Genomic DNA, 19627 nt, shown 5'->3' with positions numbered 1-19627 from the left:
TTACAGCGCCGCCTTACAAAGCTGAGCCGCTCAGTCCGCCTTGTAGAGCCGGAGGATGCTGGAAAAATCCAGCTCACCATTACCCTGCCCCGCATGCAGCTGGAACAGGTTGCGGGCCAGTGAGCCCATGGGGATAGACGCCTGGTTCTTCACCGCGTTATCAAACGCCAGGCCCAAATCTTTGGTCATCAGGTTCACCAGGAAGCCACCCTGATACTCTCGCGATGCCGGTACGCCCTCCATCACACCCGGCCAGGGGTTGTACACGTTCAGCGCCCAGTTGCCGCCAGAGCTCTGCTTCATGATTTCTGACAGTACCGCAGGGTCCAGGCCGTTCTTGGCGCCCAATGCCAGCGCCTCGCTGGTGCCCGCCATCAGGATGGCCAGCATCATGTTGTTGCAGATCTTGGCCACCTGCCCGGCGCCGTGGGGGCCCGCGTGGAAGATGTTTTTTCCCATGCCTTCCAGGACAGGTTTGGCGCGATTGAAAGTGTCTTCTTCGCCACCGCAGATGAAGGTGAGGGTGCCGGCTTTGGCGCCGCCTACGCCGCCAGACACCGGGGCATCGATGAACGCCAGGCGCCGTGCTGCAGCGGCTTCCGCCACGGCGCGGGCAGTCTCCGGGGCAATGGTGGAGGAATCAATCACCAGGGTGCCTTCCGGCAAGGCTGAGAGCAGGCCGTCGTCGCCCAGGTACACCGCTTCCACATGTTTGCCGGCCGGCAGCATGGTAATGATGCATTCTGCACCCTCGGCCGCGGCCTTGCCGGAATCCGCGGTGCTCGCACCTTCGGCCACCAGCGCTTCAACGGCGGGCTGTGACAGGTCGAATACGGTCACATCATGCCCGGCCTTGAGCAGGTTAGAGGCCATGGGCGCGCCCATGTTGCCCAGGCCGATAAAGGTAATCTTCGCCATGTTGCTTCTCCTTGTTGTTGTAGTGAAGCCAAGGGGCAGTGGTTAGCCCTCGGCTTCCTGGCTGAAAAACTCGTCTACCCAGCTGTTGTCGATTTCCCCCAGCGCGGCGTAGCGCCAGCGGGGTTGCATGTCTTTATCAATCAGCAGGGCGCGGATGCCCTCGGCGAATTCGCCTTTTCTGAGGCATTGCTTCGCCATGACCAGTTCGTTGTCCAATACCTGGGCCAGACTGTGCAAACGGCTGCGGTGGTAATGCTGCCAATGCAGCGCCAGCGACGTCGGGCTGGCCGCGGCCAGGCCTTTCACAGATTTGCCCAGCCAGTCGTTGCGGCTGCCGAATTCCTGCAGGCGACCAACCACCTGTTCCAGGGAATCGGCATCGGTGGCTTGCTGGATCTCGTCGTAATGCTGCCGCACCGGTGATTCCAGCACAGCATCCTGGCTTTGCTGCTCGTACCTGCGCAGTACCTGACTGACCACTGCGTGGCTATCGGCACCTTGCCAGTCGGCTGCAACCAGAGTGTCGACCACCTGCGCTTTGAGTTCCTGCTTCACGAATCGGTCCGCCATGCCGGTGAACAACGCGTCGGCAGCGTTCATCCGGGCACCAGTCAAGCCCAGGAACAGGCCGGTTCGCCCGGGCATGCGGTTGAGGAACCAGCCGGCGCCGATGTCCGGGTACAGGCCGATGCTTACTTCCGGCATCGCCAGTTTCGAGTGCTCGGTAACCACCCGGTGGGAAGCGCCTACCATCAGGCCGATGCCGCCGCCCATCACAATGCCGTGGCCCCAGCAAATGATCGGTTTCGGGAAGGTGTGAATCTGGTAGTCCAGCTCGTACTCTTCGGTGAAGAACTGGTCGCCCTCGCCGAATTTTCCCGGCTCGGTCATGCTGCGGTACAAAGACACGATGTCGCCGCCGGCGCAGAAGGCCTTGTCACCCTCGGCCTCCAGCCAGACCGCGCACACCCTTTCGTCTTCCGCCCAGCGGGTCAGTTGGGGTTTAAGCAGGCGGATCATCTCCATCGACAACGAGTTGAGGTTGCGCGGTGTGTTCAGCCGCGCCACGGCAATCAGCTCACCACCGGTGGTTGTCCACTCTTCAAAAATAATGGGTTGCTCGCTCATAGCAGTCTCAACGGTTATTGGTTCTTCCATGCTGGCTTGCGCTTTTCCAGGAAGGCATTCACGCCTTCTTTCTGGTCATCGGTGTGGAACAGTTCGACGAACAGTTCCCGCTCCATGCGCCAGCCATCGCTGTGGCTGCGACCGTCACGGGCACTCATCACCAGTTGCTTGCAGCGCGCAATGGACGACGGGCTTTGCTTGCAGGCGCCTTCGGCCAGTTTCAGGGCGGCTGCCAGCCCCTCGCCAGAGGGCACGACTTCTTCCACCAAGCCAATCTGCAGGGCTTTCTGGGCATCTACGCGCTCGCCGCACAGGATCATGCGCTTGGCCCAGCCTTCACCCACCAGCCAGGGCAGGTTCTGGGTGCCGCCGGCACAGGGCAAGAGGCCAACGCTGGCTTCCGGCAGGGCCATCTGGGCGTGCTCCTCGGCGATGCGGATATCGCAGGACAACGCACACTCCAGGCCACCGCCCATGGCGTAGCCGTTGATGGCGGCGATAGACACGCCCCGGAAGGCGGTGAGTGCGGCGAAGGCTTCGCCAAAACGCTGGGCCATGTCGTTGGCGCGGGCAAGATCCCCGTCGGCGAAGGTTTTCAGGTCCGCCCCGGCGGAGAAGAACTTTTCGCCCTGGCCGGTGACGACCAGGGCAAAGATGTTGCGGTCCTGGTTGAGTTCTTCCACCAGTTTCGCCAGTGCTGCCAGGGAATCCGCCGTCCAGGTGTTGGCCGGTGGATTGGCGATGGTCAGCATGGCAATGTGGTCGCGTTTCTCAAGTTGAATCAGGTCACTCATGATCGGTTCCTTGTTTTGTCTCTAGCCGGTTACTGGATGGCTTCTACCACGCCATCCTCCAGCAGCCGGCGGGCGATAATCAGGCGCATGATTTCGTTGGTGCCTTCCAGGATCTGGTGCACCCGCAAATCCCGCAGGTAGCGCTCGAGCGGATACTCACGGATATAACCATAGCCGCCGTGCAGCTGCAGGGCCTCGTTGGCCACCTCAAAACAGACATCGGTGGCGAAGCGTTTGGCCAAGGCGCAATGCAGGGTGGCTTCCGGGTCTGCGCTGTCCAGCTTGAAGGCCCCCAAACGTACCATTTGGCGGGCCGCTACCAGGTTGGTGGCCATATCCGCCAGCTTGAACTGCAAGGCCTGGAATGCCGCTAACGGTTTGCCGAACTGCTGGCGTTCGTGCATATAATTGCGGGCCCGCAACAGGGCCGCCTGGGCTCCACCCAGGGAACAGGTGGCAATGTTCAGGCGACCGCCGTCCAGCCCTTTCATGGCAATGGCAAAGCCGTCGCCTTCCTCACCAACCCGGTTACTGGCGGGAATGCGCACATCTTCCAGGGTGACCATACGGGTTGGCTGGCTGTGCCAGCCCATTTTCTCTTCGTTCTTGCCGTAGGAAATGCCTTCGGCATCGGCCGGAATCACGAAAGTCGAGATACCCTTGGCGCCGCTGTCGGCATCTCCGGTTCGGGCCATCAACACCAGAATATCGGTGGCACCGGCACCGGAGATAAACATCTTGCTGCCGTTGATCACATAGCTGTCGCCGTCTCGCACCGCACGGGTACGCAGGCTGACGGCATCGGAGCCGGCCCCAGGCTCGGTCAGGCAATAGCTGGCCAGCCATTCGCCGCTGGCCAGTTTGGGCACAAACGCCTGCTTCAGATCGTCCGAGGCAAAGCTGGCTACCATCCAGGTGGCCATGTTGTGGATGGTGATAAACGCAGCGGTGGAGGGGCAAGCCATGGCCAGCTCTTCCACGATCACCGAGGTATCCAGGCGGGACAGCCCCATGCCGCCCAGGGCTTCGGGCGTGTACATACCCATAAAGCCCATCTCACCCGCCTGCTTCATCACCTCCACCGGGAAGATGTGTTCGGCATCCCATTGGGCCGCGTGCGGTGCCATGGATTTCTCGGCGAAGGCACGGGCGGCATCGCGGAAGGCCAGTTGGTCTTCGGTCAGGTTGAAGTCCATTACCCGGCTCCTCCTTTAGCGAAGCTGAATTGAGAAGTTCGCCTCGGATGAGGTGGCTTCGCTGGAGAACCACCGGGATGTCACGGTTTTGGTTTCGGTGTAGAAGCGAACCGCCTGCTTGCCATAGGCGTGCTGATCGCCGTAGAAGGAACCTTTCCAGCCGGTGAAGGAGAAGAACGGCAGGGGCACCGGAATCGGCACGTTGATACCCACCTGGCCCACATCAATCTCATGCTGGAACCGGCGCGCGGCGCCACCGTGGTTGGTGAAGATAGAGGTACCGTTACCGTAGGGGCTGTTGTTGATCAGCGCGATGGCTTCGCCCAGGTCGTTGGCATTCATGCAGGTCAGCACCGGCCCGAAGATTTCCTCCTCATAGATATCCATCTCCGGAGTCACGTTGCCAAACAGGGTTGGCCCAACCCAGTTGCCGTCGGGCAGGCCGTCCACGGTGCAATTCCGGCCGTCCAGCAGAAGTTGCGCACCCTGTTTCTCGCCGGTGGCAATCAGTTGCTCAATACGCTCCTTGGCCTTGGGGCTGATCACCGGGCCGTAGCTGGCACCGGAATCGTTCCAGGCACCGGGGCGCACTTTCGCCATGGCCTCTTTCAGTTCCGGAATCCACTCCTGCGCCGCGCCCACGAATACCGCGACGGAAATGGCCATGCAACGCTGACCGGCGGCTCCCACGGAGGCGCCTACCAGGGCATTGATCACTTGCTGTTTGTCGGCATCCGGCATGATCACCATGTGGTTCTTGGCGCCCGCAAAGCTCTGTACCCGCTTCATATGGCTGGTGCCGGTTTCGTATATATAACGACCCACCGGAACCGAGCCGACGAAGGAAATGGCTTTGATGGCCGGGTCTGTGAGCAAGGTATCCACTTGCTCTTTCGCGCCATGCACTACCTGTAGGACGCCCTTCGGCGCACCCGCCTGCTCGAACAGTTCGGCCAGGCGCATGGGGGTCATTGGGTCTTGCTCGGAGGGCTTCAGGATAAAGGTGTTACCGCAGGCGATGGCCATGGGGAACATCCACAGCGGGATCATCGCCGGGAAGTTAAACGGGGTGATGCCCGCGCACACGCCCAGAGGCTGAATCCAGGAATGGGTATCCACTTCGCGGGCGACGTTTTCAACGGTCTCCCCCATCATCATGGAGGCCACGTTGGCTGCGTGCTCCACCACTTCAATACCGCGCCAGACATCGCCCTTGGCGTCGTCAAAGGTCTTGCCGGTTTCCTGGGACAGGATTTCGGCAATCTCATCGTGGTGCTGTTTCAGCAGTGCCTGGTAACGCAGCATCACACGGGCACGCTCGGACACCGGGGTTTCTTTCCAGCTCTTGAACACTTCCCCGGCGTTATCGATGGCCCGGCGCATTTCGGCTTCGGTGGCACAGGGCACCTGGGCGATCACTTCGTTGGTGGCGGGGTTGGTGACGTCGATCCAGTTTTCGGTCTGGCTCTGGGTAAATTCACCGGCGATGTACTGAGGTATCTTCTTCATGCTGATAATCCCTGTTTGTTGTTATGCGGGAGCGCCGTTTCCCAACGGGAAGCGGCACGATATGAAAAGAGCGTAGCATGGGGTTTGGCAAAGGGTGATTGACTAAATTTCGCCCATGATGGATTATTTTTCGATGCCACAGGAACCGAGAACCCCGAAAACCACCCAAACCTCGCAATGGCCGGTGCCGCCAGACAGCGTGCGCTATGTGGTGCCGGAACCAATTGTGCGCTTGCTAGCCAAGCACCCATTAACCCGCGAGCTGTACCCATTGGCTTTTGGCCACTACCGCAGGGCCGCTGGCCATCACATGCACCGGGAACACCATCGTGACAATCTTTTGATCTATTGCACTGAAGGCCAGGCCTTCCTGAATGTCGCGGGCGAGCCCCTGACGGTTAACGCGGGGGATCTTCTGCTGTTACCCGCCGGTGCCAGCCATCGCTACACCGCCGCACCGGACAACCCATGGACCATTCACTGGGTGCACTACACCGGGCCGCTGGCAGAAGAGTTCAGAAACTACATGGGCTTTGATGGCAACAACCACGTTCGCCATCTGGGCCGGCAACCGAGGCTGTTGGTGGATTTCAACGGATTGTTGTCGGTTCGCCAGACCGGTTTTCGCGCCCGGGGGCTGATTCACGCCAGCAACCGTTTGCGACAACTGCTGGCCGCCGTGCCCCTGAATGCCGACGAAACCGGCCTGGCGCAACAGGCGGAGCTGGAGACCATACATAACTACATGCGGGAACATCTTGAGGAACGGCTAACGTTGCAGCAACTGGCGGAACTGTCCGGCCTGTCGCCGGCGCATTTTGCCACCCGCTACCGGGCGCAGACCGGCACCTCACCCATTCAGCACTTCCTGCACCTGAAGGTGGAGCGGGCCTGCCAGTTACTGGACACCACCAGCCAGAGCTTTGCCGACATCAGCCGTCAGCTGGGTTATGACGATGCCTATTACTTTTCCCGGTTATTCAAGAAGGTGATGGGCAAGTCCCCCAGTGACTATCGCCATACTGCGCGGCATTGATAGCCACCGGGGAAAGGGGCGCTACAGAGTGTTCTTGTGGACTCGCCCGCCCTTCATGATTAGCCGTAAATTGGTATTCGGATCATTCAGAAATTCCAGCCCCTGCTCCGGATTGCCATCCACCACCAACAGGTCTGCCAGAGCCTCCGGCTCCAGGGTGCCGAGCTTGCCCTGGTATGGATTCCTCGGGCCAGACATGGCAAGCAGTTCACCATTACGGCCGGTCGCCATGGCCAGTGTGGTGAGCGAGTCGTAAAAGCGCGTAAGCTTGGTCAGGTGGCGCAACTGATTGTGGGTGTTCTGTGGGCTGAAGAGTATATCGGTGCCCCAAGCTGTCTTGACGTCAAAGCGTTGGGCCATCTCGTAGGCCCGCACGGTGCCTTCGGCCACCAGACGTTGTGATTCGCGGCGCGCGGCATCGGGATAGACATTGGAATCTTCATCCTGCAGGAAAGGTTGCAGGCTCCACCAGGCGCCCTCGCCGGCCATCATCCGTACGCTTTCCTCATCAGCCAGCTGGCCATGCTCGATGGACTTTACCCCTGCGCGCAAAGATCGCTGAATGCCCTTGGATGTGTAAACGTGTACGGCCACGTAGGTACCCCAGTCGTCTGCTGCCTCTACGGCGGCGCGCAGTTCCCGTTCGGTAAACTGGGTGCTGTCCAGCGGGTCATAGGTGGAGGCCACACCACCGCCGGCCATCAGTTTGATCTGGGAGGCACCCAGCATCAGCTGTTCACGGGTGCGCCGGAGCACTTCGGCTTCACCATCAGCAATCACGGCAACGCCCTGTTTTTCCTGCTCACTCAGAGGCGAGGCTGTCCCCCTCGGCACTTCGTGCCGCATGCGAAAATCGCCATGGCCGGAAGTTTGGGAAATCATGGCACCGGCCGGGAAAATTCTTGGACCATCCACAATGCCCTTGTCGATGGCGCGTTTTAGGGCGAACGAGGGGCCGCCTACGTCTCGAACCGAGGTAACACCACGCATCAGGGTGCGTTCGGCCTCTTTGGCTGCAACCAGATGCACGTAGCCTGGGTCTGCGGTCATGGCTTCCAGCTGGCTGATGCCCGCCAGCGTGGTGTGCCAGTGGGCGTCAATCAGCCCCGGCATGACAACACGACCGCCGCAATCAATGACCTCTGCATCACCGGCGTCTGTGCCGTTGGTTAGCAGGGCCTGAATACGGCCGTCCTGAATGCGAATGGCTACGCCGTCACGCAGTGGCCCGCCGCTGCCATCAAACAACCTCAGGTTTTTCAGCAGCATCGGCCGGTTATCATCTTTTGGCTGCTGGCTCAGTACGCTCGGGGCGTGCAATGCCGCAAACATCGCCATCACACCGGCCATACCTCCGATGAATTGGCGGCGACTGATGTCCGCCATCATGCGCTCATGGAACTGTGTCAATAAAGGTGAGCCACATTGGCAGGCGCCGTGGGCGTGGTGGTGATGCAACGGATGAAATTTAACGGCGTGGGGTATCGCAGGCATCAGACAGCTCCTTGTGATGAGTACCCGATTATAGACAATCTGGGCTATGCTGCGAGCCGGGCCCGGCCGCCCTTGAATCCATCAACACAGCGATCTCTGCATGCAGCCATTAGATAGTAAAGTTGTTGACCAAGCCCTGCACTGGTGTGATGAGGGGCATGACTTCTGGTTCTGTACGGTGGTGAGCACCTTTGGTTCCTCGCCCCGAGCGTCGGGTTCCTGGCTGATCGCCCGGCAGGATGGCGCCCACTGTGGCTCGCTCTCTGGTGGGTGCGTGGAAGAAGATTTTCTGGCCCGCCTGCAGGACAACACGTTCAAAGGACGCATTAATCGAATTCGCTATGGCGCTCCGGACGGCCCGGATAATGCCCGCGTCACCCTCCCCTGTGGCGGAATACTGGATGTTCTGATAGAGCACTGGCCAGCATCCTCCATTACCCGTGAACATTTCCTGGCGCTGCAGTCAGCACTATCGGGAGACGGGCCGATTGCCCGGGTAGTATCGCTGGAAACCGGAGACATTCACCTGGAGCCAGAGAGCGAGTTAGGCGCACAGGTTACCGAAGAGACAGACCGGGCCCGTCTGAGATTGCGTGTTGGCGCGGTTTCGCGATTGGTTATTGCAGGGCTGTCACCGGTTGCCACCGCCTGCGCGAGCTTTGCACACAGCCTGGGCTTTGAGGTAATTGTGTGCGACCCAAGGCCCGAGGAAGTTCGGCACTTCAGCCTGGCAAACGTCACACTCCAACAGGAGCTGCCCTCGGTATATATTGCCCGTGAGGGATGCCATCGCGCTACAGCAGTGGTCGCTCTCACCCATGACCCGCGCATTGACGATACCGCTATGATGGAAGCCGTGAATACCGACGCTTTTTACATCGGCGTGATGGGATCCATGAAAACCTCAGAAAAGCGGCGGGAACGTCTGGTGCGCATTGGCGGACTGACCGAGCAACAGATCCGCAGGATCCATATGCCCGTAGGTTTGAATATTGGCAGCAAAACGCCCGCAGAAATTGCCCTGGCGGTGATGGCAGATATTATCCGGGTTCGGCAAGGCATCTCGCGCCAAGAACTATGATCTTTCTTGTATGGCCTTTGCATCGCTTCTACAGTTAAGCTCAAATGCTCTTTGGCCCCCTATTCAGCGAAGGAACCGATCGATGGTCAGAAACACAACCGCGGCTCTCGTTATTACTGCGGCGAGCGCCACACTTGCCGGCTGCAGCAGTTTTCAGCCTGTAACCAGCGGAACAGAAGATCCCTGCGCAACCCTTCAGAACATAGTGGCGGATTATCCTACTGGCTTTGCGGATTACCGGGGAAGCAGCAGCAACTTCAATTCTGTGACCATCTACCGGGCAAAAGAGCAACTGATCAAGGGCCATTGCGAGATCTGGGCCTGGGGCGACGGAGACTCTGCCTATACCTGCACAGTGTCTGCTCCGGACAAAGAGGTTGCGGAAACCATGCACGCCCGTGCCGCAAGCGAGCTGTCTGAGTGCCTTGGGCCAACTTGGCAGGCCGAAAAGGGCGTTCGAGAGCGTGATGGCAAGCCCGCGGGCGAGCGAATTCAGTTCACAAGTGGCGAGGCCAAGGCACCGGCCGTCGCCTTGCACCGGGTAGAAGACCACCGCCGACATTCCGTGTACCTGTTCATCGGGGCCAACGCCCGTTCCCCGCAACAGACCGACTGAGGCGCGCATGTACTCTGATTCACATCAGCCAGACGCGTCGCCCGGCGCCACTGACTACCTGAGCGCCGATCAGGACGGCAGTTCCGGTATCACCCGGCTCCTGCACAGGGTTGCCCAGCAGGACAGAAAAGCGTTTGCCGAGTTATACGAAACCACCGCCCCGAAACTTCTGGCCACCGTGCTGCGTATCGTCAAAGACAGGGCTTGGGCAGATGATGTGATTCACGACACCTATGTCAAAGTCTGGCATAAGGCGGACCAGTTCGATGCGGAACGTTCCTCACCGATCACCTGGCTTGCAGCCATTGCCCGGCACGGCGCTATCGACGAACTGCGGCGGCATCCGGCAAGGCGGGAGACCGCAAGCGACGAACTGGACAGCATTGCGGACCATTCGCCGGCGGCCCATGAACAAATCTCAGATCAACAAACGGTAAAGCACTTGAACCATTGTATTGACCAACTCGAAAAAGATCGCCAGGACATGGTTCGTCTGGCGTATCTGAACGGTTGGTCGCGGGATCAGCTGGCGAAGCATTTTGACCAGCCGATCAACACGGTAAAAACCTGGTTGCACCGAGCCCTGAAACAGATCAAAAGGTGTCTTGAACCATGAGCGAACATGACGACCTGGATATGATGGTTGCAGAGTTCGTTCTGGGAACTCTGCCAGAAAAAGAGCGGGACGCCTTACAGGCTCGCCGTGCTCGCGAACCTGAGCTGGAAGCATTAATTCAGCGATGGGAGGCCCGGCTGGCTGGCATGCTTGATGGTGTTGAACCTGTAGCGCCCGGCCCGGAGCTATTTGCCAGAATTCAGCAAACGATCGAGCAGCACACTGCGCAACAACGCGCTGCACAAGAGGTGCAGCGCGCGGCGCCGGACAACGTCGTCAGCCTTCGCAAACAGCTGACCCGCTGGCGCTGGAGTACGGCCATTGCTTCTGCAGCGGCGCTGGTACTGGTTGCCGTGCTGGCCACGCAACCGGAGCCAGACACACAAGCGCAATCCTTTGTGGCGGTATTCCAGCACAACGATGAACAGCCTGCGTTCCTGTTGACGGTGGACCTGAACAGCCGCCAGCTGAATATCCAACCGGTAACAGCCGAACCTCAAGCAGACAAATCTTACCAGCTCTGGATGGTGGCAGAGGAGTATGGCCCTAACCCACGATCGGTGGGCGTGATCGGCGAGAACTTCACCCTGGACCAGGCTGCACTGCGTGATTACGACCCGGAAACTCTGCGTGGCGCCACCTTTGGCATCAGCCTTGAGCCGAAGGGTGGTTCACCCACAGGGCAACCGACTGGGCCGGCTATTCACGGCTTCCTTTATCCCACTTCTGCCGACCAAGGCAAAGGTCGCAACTAAATTGTGATCGCGCCTGAAACTTTTCAGGCGCCGCTCCGTAGCTGCTTGTACTCCCATCGAAAACAAGGTGATGGATGGGTACAACCGAACCTAAGGAGCACACAATGAAGAAGCACATCAAAAATACTGCATTCCTGGCGGCCACCTTGATTTCCGGCGCACTGGCATCCGGCTCAGCACTGGCGATGGAGCATGGCAATAAAGTAGGTGTCTGGGGCGATGACCAGTCTGTATCCGAAGGCACAGTGACCGCCAAGAAAGTGGTGACAGAGGAGAACGGCTGGCTGGTGGTGCACCGCACTGACGAAGCCATGAAGCCAGGCCCGGTAGTTGGCCATGCCCCTCTGAAAAAGGGCAAGAATATGGATGTCGCTGCCATCCTGACTGAGGAAGTGGCCAGCGGCGACAAGCTGATGCTGATGATTCACAACGAGGAAGGAGGCAGCCAGACCGGTATCTTTGAATACACTCTGGGTGCCAAGGAAGATGGCCCCATTCGCAAAGACGGCAAGCTGGTGATGACGGTTATTACCGCGAACTAAAGGTTCGTGGGCGTTAACCGCCGTTTCATTAAGGCCTGACAGAATCCCCCGGCTGCGCTCGCTACCGGGGGATTTTTCATTTCAACTAAGCGCTGCTCCCATCATGGCGTCGCAAGCTCGCTCAACCGAACCACCACTCGTGCCGGGTCCTGTCGAATCTCCTGCTCTGTGTAGGGGAACCGAATCCACTCTTTATTGGAATAGGCTTCCGTCATATCCCGGTAGTAGGGCGATGCCGGATCGGTCGACTGGGAATAGGTGACAAATCCCTCAGCAATCGGGTTGCCGTCGTCACCCCAGGTCACCGTCTGGATGTAGCTGTTGCCATAGGTCACAGAGTAGCCCTGAGCCTCCTCCAGGTTGGAGTCTCGGCTGGACGCGATGGTAAACGCCCCCTCGAAGCTTTCGCCGCCAAACACCGGAATGTCGGCACCCTCGTGAATCCCTGAGCGTTGCAGGTCGCCCATCCTGGCATCGAATGGAATGCCGGCAGACTGAATCGCCTGCACCGCGCCTACGAAAGCCTGAATGGTGAGCGGGTCTGCCACGTTCAACATTCTGGGGGTATTCACCGGATCGTTAGCATCGAATGGCACCAGCCACTGCAGGGGCGAAGGCACCGGCAGCGGATTCAAACGTGCCCAGAACTCCCGCCAGATATGGCCGCCCCGCGAATCCAGATTATAGGTGCCATCCCAGGCTTCGAGCGCGTCGCAGGCCTCGGCAATCTCGGTTTGGGTCACGCCGCTGAGCAAATCAGACACCGGGTTGCAGTAGGCTGTGACAACTGACTCTCTGGCCAGTCGTTCCGACTTCAAGCTGCTTTCCAGAACAACATCCTGAAGGTTGTCCATGTCGAACCCCAGGCTGCCAGAACGGCCATCAGTGCCGTCCAACCGTTCCTCTACATGCGCAATGCACAACCGGGTACGCAACGTTCTTGCTGTGCCCTCATCCCCGATGATGCTGGCAAAACCGGTCAACGGTTCATCGGGGTTAGTCAGCCAATAGCTGTCGTTACAATTGTGCACCCAATCGTTCCGGGACAAGGTGGGCAGGTTGCCAGGACCAAACACGCCAGGCGCCGGGGCATCGGCATCTGTGCCCCAGGCACAGTCAGAACGGCTTCCATCCAGTATCGGCAGCCCCGGCATCAGTTGGCCAAGAACCGGTGTGAGTGCGGTTGGGCACTGCATGGCCAACTCATCCGTTACGTTGGGGACCACCGTCAGGTCACCGTAATACGCGGGCTTGCCCGGGCCGGTAGCAATGGTGTTCACCCAGGGCACCCCCAGCACGCTGCCGTGCAGATCCACAAACTCCTCAAAGCTGGACGCCTGGTTCCACCGAAAAAACTGGTTCAGCAAGCGGTCGTTCTCGGCGTTGGCATCACGCAAGGTATAGGCTTTAAGGGGCGACCAGGACAAGACCGGCACACCGGACACGGCAAACTCCAGCATGGGGCCATAGTGCGAGTGGTAGAGCGTGCGGGTTTGCTCGGAAACCGACCCATCCGCCTCAAGCACCTCCACGGTAATGTCCTCAGAGGTCATGTCTACAAATTCGCCGTCAAACAGGTATTGCGTGGGGTCTGCCGGGGTCAGAGTCAGCTCGTAGAACGAGAAACGGAAAGCGGTAGACACCGTGTGGCTCCAGGCGAAGTGCTCGTTGAAACCGATGAGCACCGCCGGCAAGCCGTACAGGGCAGCGCCCATGATTTCCGCCTGATCACCCACTTTGAGATGAGCGAGGTACAGTCGTTCGGTCTTCTCCCACGGGAAATGGGGGTTGCCGAACAGCAGGGACTGGCCATCGCGGGTGGTCTCGGAACCAAACGCATACATGTTGCTGCCGATGTTCAACTCCCGTGAGAGCGGGAAAGGCAGAGGCCCTTCGAGGGTATTCAGCAGGGTATCGATCAACCCCTCATCCGGCTCGTCGCCACCAATGAAATCCAGGGCCGGAGGCTGGGCATTGGCAACGCCCTCAACAAACACCGACGAACTGGCCAGAACCGCAAGTCGGAAGTAACGCCGGAACATGTCATCCAGGGTTAACGGCAACAGCCAGTCTGAATCACGGCATGCCTGGTGCCGCCCCGGGTGTTCGCCACGACGGATTTCATCAACGTAGCGATTGAAGCCATCTACATAACCCTGGGATGCCTCAATCACCTCCGGGTCACTGTTACTGCGCTGTGATTCCAGAGCCGCGTCTGTGATGGCGGTACGCCAGAAGAAATCGGCATCCACATTGCTGGCCACGGCACCGTTGGCAGGAATGGTGTATTGCCCTTCCCCACCCAGGTAACGCGCGCGCAGGCCCCGAACCGTTAGGGTGTCTTCAGCCAGCAGACAAAGGTTGTCCTCCGCCTGCACATAGCCATAGGCATAGCCCATACTGGCGAAGTCTGGCGCTTCGATATGAGGAATACCGAAAGAAGTCCGGGTAACGGTTGCGCGGTAGCGATCAAGCCCGGGGGCATCTGCAGCGGGGCCCGTGAGGTTATCCGATGCGGAATTACCGCCACCAGAACTCAGGCAGCCAGTTGTGCCAGCCACCAGCGCCGCCAGCAATAGGGCTCGCTTAGTTATCATCATGAGGGTTGCTCCATCGTGTTTGGATTTTTTTGTTGTGGTGGCTGGCCAAATGGTCAGCATTTATCCATCACACGACTAATTTATAGCATAATACCACTCATGCCAACCATATCATCCACCTGCCCCAACCAGTGCATGGTAGTCCGCCCGAAACCGGGCAAAGCTCAGGTACCGCCCCCGATGGTCCACCAGCTCCATGGCATCAAAGGCTTCCACAAAGGCCCGTGATTCGCCCGTGCTGATCACCCCGCAGTAGTCACCCGTCCAGTCCATAAACTGAACCAGATCCAGCAGCAGCGTCATCTCCAGAGCGCCGTTGGCCCGCTCCAGATAGCGGTAGGCCAGCGCGTAATGTTCGAAACGGTAGCTGACATTGCTGGCGTCGTTTCTGGTGGCGTCTCGCAGGGGGTCATAGTCGAAATGCCGATAGGCAGGTGCTACGGGATCACCGGCCACCAGGGCTGCCTGGCCTTCCGCAAACCAGTACGGTAGCAAAGACGTGGAGGCAGTGTAGCGGCTCAGGTTTTCCTGAACGTAGTGGGCCAGTTCATGGGTGAAGATCTGCCCGGCCTCGTAGGGCCAGCTTCGGTGATAGGGGGCGACGGCCACGGCGGCGAGGGTACCTGAGGCAAGATTGCTGTTGCTGACTCTCGGGCTCAAGCAGGCGATGACCTGTTCCGGGTACGGCACGGCTGAGCTGCGCTCATCGACGAAATCACGCCAGCTCATTCTGAACCGGTTAAGCACGACGTCTATGCGGTTGCTCACCTCTGTTGCGGCAGCACGAAAGGTATTTTCGCTGAAGGCGGGTGAGCCGTAGACACGTACCCGCCGGTCCGCTGTTTCAAAATACAGGGTGTCGCCAATGCACGCTTCCGTCTCGTAATTCAGGCTCCATCGGCCCTCGGGGAAGTAGCGCCCGGTGTCTCGGGCATCCAGGAAATAGCCGCGGCTAAAGTGCTGTTCATCCCGGTCGTAGTAGCGATCCCCGGATGTGGCGCTCACCTTGCAGCCAGAAAGCGTCACGGCCGCCAGGGTCAGTACCCCCACTACCCACAACCTGCTCGTTTTTTCCATCGTTATGCTCCAGGACCTGTTGTTTGCATCTATATTCCCGCAGACCGGGCGCTGTGTCCGTCAACCCATGTAAAGACCAGGTAAAGGCGTACAAAACCAAGGGCTTGAGCAGCATGGATTAGGGTACGCACAACCCCCAATCCCAACATTGAAATTTTTGTAGCGCGCGCCGGGTTCTCGTGTTAAAAATCGCTCGAATCCCACCAAGAACTGCGTGCGTCCTGCACGCTTTGTATCCATCCCTTTTCAGTGAGGGACACCATCCAATGTTCAAGTTGTGTAAGCCACAGGCGCTTGCCGCCGCTGTTGCGTTGTCTCTGGGTGCCTCTTCGGTTTTTGCCGCCGGAGAAGTGCGTGTTTATAACTGGTCTGACTACATCGCCGAGGACACTCTGGCGAAGTTCACCCAGGAAACCGGCATCAAGGTTGTCTACGATGTGTACGACAGCAACGAGGTGCTGGAAGCTGCGCTGCTTTCTGGCCGCTCCGGTTACGACCTTGTTGTGCCCTCCAACCACTACGTGGCCAAGCAGATCTCTGCCAAGGCCTTCGTGGCGCTGGACCACAGCAAACTGCCAAACATGGCCAACCTGAACCCGGACCTGATGGACAACCTGGAAAAGGTTGACCCGGGCAGCCAGTTTTCCCTGCCTTACCTGTGGGGCACCAACGGCTATGGCTACAACGAAGGCCGCATCCAGAAAATCCTGGGTGACGACGCACCCGTGGACTCCTGGGCCCTGGTGTTTGACCCGCAAGTAACCAGCAAGCTGGCCGCTGGCGGCTGTGGCATTGCCATGCTGGATTCCGGCGAGGAAATGGTGCGCGCCGCCATGGCCTACATCGGCCTGGACCCGAACAGCAACAACGCTGATGACATAAAGAAAGGCGGAGAGGTGATCCGGGCTGTGCGCCCGAACATCACCTACTTCCATTCGTCCCGCTACATTGGCGATCTGGCCAACGGTGACCTGTGCGTGGCTGCCGGCTACTCCGGCGACATCCTGCAGGCCGCTGCCCGCGCTGACGAAGCAAAGAACGGCAACGTCATCCGCTACACCATCCCGAAGGAAGGTGCGGTGCTGTGGTTTGACATGATGACCATTCCGGCCGGCGCGCCGAACGTGGACAACGCCCATAAACTGATGGACTTCCTGATGCGCCCGGAGATCATCGCAGACGTCACCAACTACGTGTGGTACGCCAACCCGAACAAGGTGGCGGACGAGTTTGTGAACCCGGAGATCCTGGAAGACACCAGCATCTACCCCACGGATGAGGTGATGAAGAATCTGTACATCATGGAAGGTCGGCCCCAGGACGCCCAGCGCCTGATGACCCGCACCTGGACCAGCGTGAAGTCTGGTCGCTGACGGTGGCCGTAACCAACAGCACCTCCGCGCAAGCGGAGGTGCTTCTCAGCATCAAGGGCATTTCCAAGAGCTTTGACAGCACCCTGGCGGTGGACGACGTCAGCCTGGACATCCACAAGGGTGAGATCTTCGCCCTGCTGGGTGGCTCCGGTTCCGGCAAATCCACTCTGCTGCGCATGCTGGCAGGCTTTGAAACCCCGGATTCCGGTCGCATCGTGCTGGACGGCCAGGACATCACGGCCTTGCCCCCATACCTGCGCCCCACCAACATGATGTTCCAGTCCTATGCCCTGTTCCCCCACATGACGGTGGAGCAGAACATTGCCATGGGCCTGAAACAGGACAAGCTGCCGAAAAACGAAATCGCCGACCGCGTGGCGGCCATGCTCAAACTGGTGAAAATGGAAGCCTACGGCAAGCGCCGGCCACAACAGTTGTCTGGCGGACAGCAACAGCGCGTGGCCCTGGCCCGATCCCTGGCCAAACGCCCCAAGCTGTTATTGCTGGACGAGCCCATGGGCGCACTCGACAAAAAACTGCGCACGGAAATGCAGCTGGAGCTGGTGGATATCCTGGAAAAGGTGGGCGTAACCTGCCTGATGGTCACCCACGACCAGGAAGAGGCCATGACAATGGCCAGTCGCATTGCCATTATGTCTCACGGCCGGATTGCCCAGGTGGGGTCCCCCATTGATATCTACGAGAGCCCGAACAGCCGCATGACGGCGGAGTTTATCGGCTCGGTGAATATCTTTGAGTCGAACATCCTGGAAGACAACTCCGACAGCATTTCACTGACCAGTGAGCTGCTGGATGCACCGGTGTTTATTGACCGGGGCGTAACCACGCCAGCAGAAACCACGGAAACCCTGATTGCCCTGCGCCCGGAAAAGATCTACCTGACCACAGAGAAACCGGAAGGTGACACCAACTGGAGCTGCGGTACGGTCGACAACATCGCCTACCTGGGCGATATCACGTCTTATTACGTGAAGCTGGCCAGTGGCAAGCGGGTTCAGGCCACCATGGCCAACGTGGAACGCCGTGGTGAACGGCCCACCTGGGGCGACCGGGTCTATGTGTCCTGGGAAGCCTCCAGCCCGATCCTGCTCTGGAACTGACGCGATGAATCGAAAGCTGTTTCCTGCCCCGGTGGTGGAGCGGGTGCGGGCAGTGGTATTCCATCGGCGAGTTGTGTTCGGCGTACCGTTCGCCTGGCTGCTGCTGTTTTTCCTGCTGCCGTTTGCGCTGGTGCTGAAAATCAGTCTGACCTCGGCAGTGATGGCCATTCCGCCCTACGAGCCGGTATTCCGCTTTGTCGACAACACCCTGTCGGTGGTGGTGAACTTTGGCAATTACCTGTTCCTGGCCTCCGACAGCTTGTACGTGGCCGCCTACTGGGGCTCGGTGAAAACGGCGTTCCTCGCGACCCTGTTCTGCCTGCTGATCGGTTATCCGATGGCTTACGCTATCGCCCGGGCACCCAAGCACTGGCAACTGGTGTTCCTGCTGATGGTGATGCTGCCGTCCTGGACCTCGTTCCTGATTCGGGTATACGCTTGGATGGGCATTCTCGGCAACCAAGGCCTGCTGAACACGTTCCTGATGTGGCTGGGGCTAATCGACTCGCCCCTGAAAATGCTGAACACCAACTTTGCGGTGATTCTGGGCATCGTCTACGCCTACCTGCCGTTCATGATCCTGCCTATCTACACCAACCTGGTGAAGCTGGATATACGTCTGCTGGAAGCGGCGTCGGATCTTGGCTGCCGCAGCCTGACCACTTTCTGGGCGATCACACTACCCCTATCCAAGGCCGGAATCCTCGCGGGCTCCATGCTGGTATTTATACCCGCCGTGGGCGAATTCGTGATTCCGGAACTGCTGGGCGGGCCGGATACCCTGATGATCGGCAAGGTGCTGTGGGAAGAGTTCTTCAACAACCGTGACTGGCCGGTGGCGTCTGCCCTGGCGATTGTGATGCTGGCACTTCTGCTGGTGCCCATTGTGCTGTTTCATCGCTTCCAGGCACGGGAGATGGAAAAGAATGGTTAGGTTAAGAGCTCCTGGTTTCTCCAAAACCATGCTGGTGCTGGGCATGCTGTTCTTGTACCTGCCGATGGTGGTATTGATCGTGTACTCGTTCAACGCCTCCCGGCTGGTGTCCGTGTGGGCCGGTTTTTCCACCAAGTGGTATGGGGCTCTGTTCGCCAACGAGCAGATCCTGTCTGCCGTCTGGATGAGCCTGCGCATTGCCTTCTACTCCGCCAGCATGGCGGTGTGCCTGGGCACCCTGTGCGCGTTTGTGATTGCCCGGTTCAAGAAAATGCGCGGCCGCACCCTGCTGTCCAGCATGATCACCGCTCCCCTGGTGATGCCGGAAGTGATCACGGGCCTGTCACTGTTGCTGCTGTTTGTGCAGATGGCCCAGTTGATCGGCTGGCCAACCGACCGTGGCATGGCGACCATCTGGATCGCCCACACCACCTTCTGCAGTGCCTATGTGGCGGTGGTGGTGAGTGCGCGGCTGCGAGAGGTAGACCTCTCTATTGAGGAAGCCGCCATGGATCTGGGTTGTACGCCATTGAAAACGTTCTTTGTGATTACGCTGCCGGTGATTGCACCGGCCCTGGTGTCGGGCTGGTTGCTGGCGTTCACCCTGTCTCTGGATGACCTGGTGATTGCCAGCTTTGTCTCCGGGCCCGGGGCAACGACGTTGCCGATGGTGGTGTTTTCATCTGTACGGATGGGAGTGTCGCCGGAGATCAACGCGCTGGCGACCATCATTATTGCCGTGGTGTCGGTGATCGCGTTTATCGCGTGGTTCTGGATGCGGCGGGCGGAGAAGCGGCGGCTCAGGCAATAAAGCCAGAGAACTATTGGGCCGGCAGG

Annotated in this window: 18 protein-coding genes; 10 read left to right on the top strand and 8 right to left on the bottom strand. The window is 59.2% G+C overall.

Annotated features, from left to right (window positions below; all coding sequences use genetic code 11):
• Positions 1–30: 30 nt before the first annotated feature.
• From mmsB to RVM24_RS01930, 5 genes are read right to left on the bottom strand one after another with little or no spacing between them, the layout of a single operon-like run.
• On the bottom strand, positions 31–918 hold the full coding sequence (gene mmsB, locus RVM24_RS01950; protein ID WP_072677785.1) for a 3-hydroxyisobutyrate dehydrogenase: 888 nt from the start codon (positions 916–918) through the stop codon (positions 31–33).
• A 42-nt stretch (positions 919–960) separates the two neighbouring features.
• A complete protein-coding gene (locus RVM24_RS01945) occupies positions 961–2046 on the bottom strand; it encodes an enoyl-CoA hydratase/isomerase family protein (protein WP_431474876.1) in 1086 nt (361 codons plus the stop codon).
• 14 nt (positions 2047–2060) lie between these two features.
• Entirely contained in the window at positions 2061–2840 is a 780-nt protein-coding gene (locus tag RVM24_RS01940) for an enoyl-CoA hydratase (protein WP_431474875.1), read from the bottom strand.
• A gap of 29 nt (positions 2841–2869) precedes the next feature.
• Positions 2870–4036: an acyl-CoA dehydrogenase family protein gene (locus RVM24_RS01935; RefSeq protein ID WP_431474874.1), complete on the bottom strand. Its 1167-nt coding sequence runs from the start codon at positions 4034–4036 to the stop codon at positions 2870–2872.
• Between the two features lie 15 nt (positions 4037–4051).
• The gene (locus tag RVM24_RS01930) at positions 4052–5545 is read right to left on the bottom strand and encodes a CoA-acylating methylmalonate-semialdehyde dehydrogenase (protein WP_431474873.1); all 1494 of its coding nucleotides are present in this window, start codon (positions 5543–5545) and stop codon (positions 4052–4054) included.
• Between the two features lie 115 nt (positions 5546–5660).
• On the opposite strand from RVM24_RS01930, the gene RVM24_RS01925 reads away from it, so the two are divergent.
• Entirely contained in the window at positions 5661–6581 is a 921-nt protein-coding gene (locus RVM24_RS01925; protein WP_061333501.1) for an AraC family transcriptional regulator, read from the top strand.
• Positions 6582–6602: 21 nt separating this feature from the next.
• On the opposite strand, the gene RVM24_RS01920 is transcribed toward RVM24_RS01925, so the two are convergent.
• Entirely contained in the window at positions 6603–8075 is a 1473-nt protein-coding gene (locus RVM24_RS01920; RefSeq protein ID WP_431474872.1) for an amidohydrolase family protein, read from the bottom strand.
• Between the two features lie 100 nt (positions 8076–8175).
• Between RVM24_RS01920 and RVM24_RS01915 the strand changes: the two genes are divergently transcribed.
• The 5 genes from RVM24_RS01915 to RVM24_RS01895 all read left to right on the top strand — a co-directional run bounded on the left by RVM24_RS01915 (position 8176) and on the right by RVM24_RS01895 (position 11685).
• Positions 8176–9156, top strand: coding sequence for an XdhC family protein (locus RVM24_RS01915; protein ID WP_431474871.1), 981 nt, complete (start codon positions 8176–8178; stop codon positions 9154–9156).
• An 82-nt stretch (positions 9157–9238) separates the two neighbouring features.
• Entirely contained in the window at positions 9239–9772 is a 534-nt protein-coding gene (locus RVM24_RS01910; protein WP_431474870.1) for a hypothetical protein, read from the top strand.
• 7 nt (positions 9773–9779) lie between these two features.
• Positions 9780–10388, top strand: coding sequence for a sigma-70 family RNA polymerase sigma factor (locus tag RVM24_RS01905; RefSeq protein ID WP_431474869.1), 609 nt, complete (start codon positions 9780–9782; stop codon positions 10386–10388).
• Positions 10385–11143 carry an anti-sigma factor gene (locus RVM24_RS01900; protein ID WP_431474868.1) on the top strand — a complete coding sequence of 253 codons (759 nt, stop codon included), beginning with the start codon at positions 10385–10387 and terminating at the stop codon, positions 11141–11143. The genes RVM24_RS01905 and RVM24_RS01900 overlap by 4 nt, the downstream gene beginning before the upstream one ends.
• Positions 11144–11247: 104 nt before the next feature.
• Positions 11248–11685 (top strand): DUF7282 domain-containing protein, encoded by a 438-nt coding sequence (locus tag RVM24_RS01895; protein WP_431474867.1) that lies wholly within the window; start codon positions 11248–11250, stop codon positions 11683–11685.
• Between the two features lie 101 nt (positions 11686–11786).
• Here RVM24_RS01895 and RVM24_RS01890 read toward each other — a convergent pair whose 3' ends face one another.
• Positions 11787–14285, bottom strand: coding sequence for a penicillin acylase family protein (locus RVM24_RS01890; protein ID WP_431474866.1), 2499 nt, complete (start codon positions 14283–14285; stop codon positions 11787–11789).
• A 111-nt stretch (positions 14286–14396) separates the two neighbouring features.
• Complete coding sequence (locus RVM24_RS01885; RefSeq protein ID WP_431474865.1) at positions 14397–15362, bottom strand: hypothetical protein; 966 nt, start codon at positions 15360–15362, stop codon at positions 14397–14399.
• Positions 15363–15628: 266 nt separating this feature from the next.
• Here RVM24_RS01885 and RVM24_RS01880 point away from each other — a divergent pair, with 266 nt between their 5' ends.
• Genes RVM24_RS01880 through RVM24_RS01865 form a run of 4 tightly spaced genes read left to right on the top strand, consistent with a single transcriptional unit; the run spans position 15629 to position 19601 of the window.
• Positions 15629–16735, top strand: coding sequence for a polyamine ABC transporter substrate-binding protein (locus RVM24_RS01880; protein ID WP_431474864.1), 1107 nt, complete (start codon positions 15629–15631; stop codon positions 16733–16735).
• 38 nt (positions 16736–16773) lie between these two features.
• Positions 16774–17856, top strand: a complete 1083-nt coding sequence (potA, locus tag RVM24_RS01875) for a polyamine ABC transporter ATP-binding protein (RefSeq protein WP_374787662.1) — start codon at positions 16774–16776, stop codon at positions 17854–17856.
• A 4-nt stretch (positions 17857–17860) separates the two neighbouring features.
• On the top strand, positions 17861–18790 hold the full coding sequence (locus tag RVM24_RS01870; protein ID WP_431474863.1) for an ABC transporter permease subunit: 930 nt from the start codon (positions 17861–17863) through the stop codon (positions 18788–18790).
• The gene (locus RVM24_RS01865) at positions 18783–19601 is read left to right on the top strand and encodes an ABC transporter permease subunit (RefSeq protein WP_374813299.1); all 819 of its coding nucleotides are present in this window, start codon (positions 18783–18785) and stop codon (positions 19599–19601) included. Before RVM24_RS01870 ends, RVM24_RS01865 begins: the two co-directional genes overlap by 8 nt.
• Positions 19602–19627 lie beyond the last annotated feature (26 nt).

The sequence above is a fragment of the Marinobacter sp. KM021 genome (assembly GCF_050707965.1).
Classification (GTDB): Bacteria; Pseudomonadota; Gammaproteobacteria; order Pseudomonadales; family Oleiphilaceae; genus Marinobacter; species Marinobacter shengliensis.
Note: the sequence above shows the minus strand (reverse complement) of the source record. Positions and strands in the feature narration are given on the sequence as shown.

What these genes read in the sequence shown, in the direction of transcription:
- RVM24_RS01865 (WP_374813299.1), top strand. Translation starts at nt 18,783, where the DNA reads ATGGTTAGGTTAAGAGCTCCTGGTTTCTCCAAAACCATGCTGGTGCTG.
- RVM24_RS01935 (WP_431474874.1), bottom strand. Translation starts at nt 4,036, where the DNA reads ATGGACTTCAACCTGACCGAAGACCAACTGGCCTTCCGCGATGCCGCC.
- RVM24_RS01880 (WP_431474864.1), top strand. Translation starts at nt 15,629, where the DNA reads ATGTTCAAGTTGTGTAAGCCACAGGCGCTTGCCGCCGCTGTTGCGTTG.
- RVM24_RS01870 (WP_431474863.1), top strand. Translation starts at nt 17,861, where the DNA reads ATGAATCGAAAGCTGTTTCCTGCCCCGGTGGTGGAGCGGGTGCGGGCA.
- RVM24_RS01895 (WP_431474867.1), top strand. Translation starts at nt 11,248, where the DNA reads ATGAAGAAGCACATCAAAAATACTGCATTCCTGGCGGCCACCTTGATT.
- RVM24_RS01910 (WP_431474870.1), top strand. Translation starts at nt 9,239, where the DNA reads ATGGTCAGAAACACAACCGCGGCTCTCGTTATTACTGCGGCGAGCGCC.
- RVM24_RS01915 (WP_431474871.1), top strand. Translation starts at nt 8,176, where the DNA reads ATGCAGCCATTAGATAGTAAAGTTGTTGACCAAGCCCTGCACTGGTGT.
- mmsB (WP_072677785.1), bottom strand. Translation starts at nt 918, where the DNA reads ATGGCGAAGATTACCTTTATCGGCCTGGGCAACATGGGCGCGCCCATG.
- RVM24_RS01930 (WP_431474873.1), bottom strand. Translation starts at nt 5,545, where the DNA reads ATGAAGAAGATACCTCAGTACATCGCCGGTGAATTTACCCAGAGCCAG.
- RVM24_RS01900 (WP_431474868.1), top strand. Translation starts at nt 10,385, where the DNA reads ATGAGCGAACATGACGACCTGGATATGATGGTTGCAGAGTTCGTTCTG.
- RVM24_RS01940 (WP_431474875.1), bottom strand. Translation starts at nt 2,840, where the DNA reads ATGAGTGACCTGATTCAACTTGAGAAACGCGACCACATTGCCATGCTG.
- RVM24_RS01890 (WP_431474866.1), bottom strand. Translation starts at nt 14,285, where the DNA reads ATGATGATAACTAAGCGAGCCCTATTGCTGGCGGCGCTGGTGGCTGGC.
- RVM24_RS01885 (WP_431474865.1), bottom strand. Translation starts at nt 15,362, where the DNA reads ATGGAAAAAACGAGCAGGTTGTGGGTAGTGGGGGTACTGACCCTGGCG.
- RVM24_RS01925 (WP_061333501.1), top strand. Translation starts at nt 5,661, where the DNA reads ATGATGGATTATTTTTCGATGCCACAGGAACCGAGAACCCCGAAAACC.
- RVM24_RS01945 (WP_431474876.1), bottom strand. Translation starts at nt 2,046, where the DNA reads ATGAGCGAGCAACCCATTATTTTTGAAGAGTGGACAACCACCGGTGGT.
- RVM24_RS01905 (WP_431474869.1), top strand. Translation starts at nt 9,780, where the DNA reads ATGTACTCTGATTCACATCAGCCAGACGCGTCGCCCGGCGCCACTGAC.
- RVM24_RS01920 (WP_431474872.1), bottom strand. Translation starts at nt 8,075, where the DNA reads ATGCCTGCGATACCCCACGCCGTTAAATTTCATCCGTTGCATCACCAC.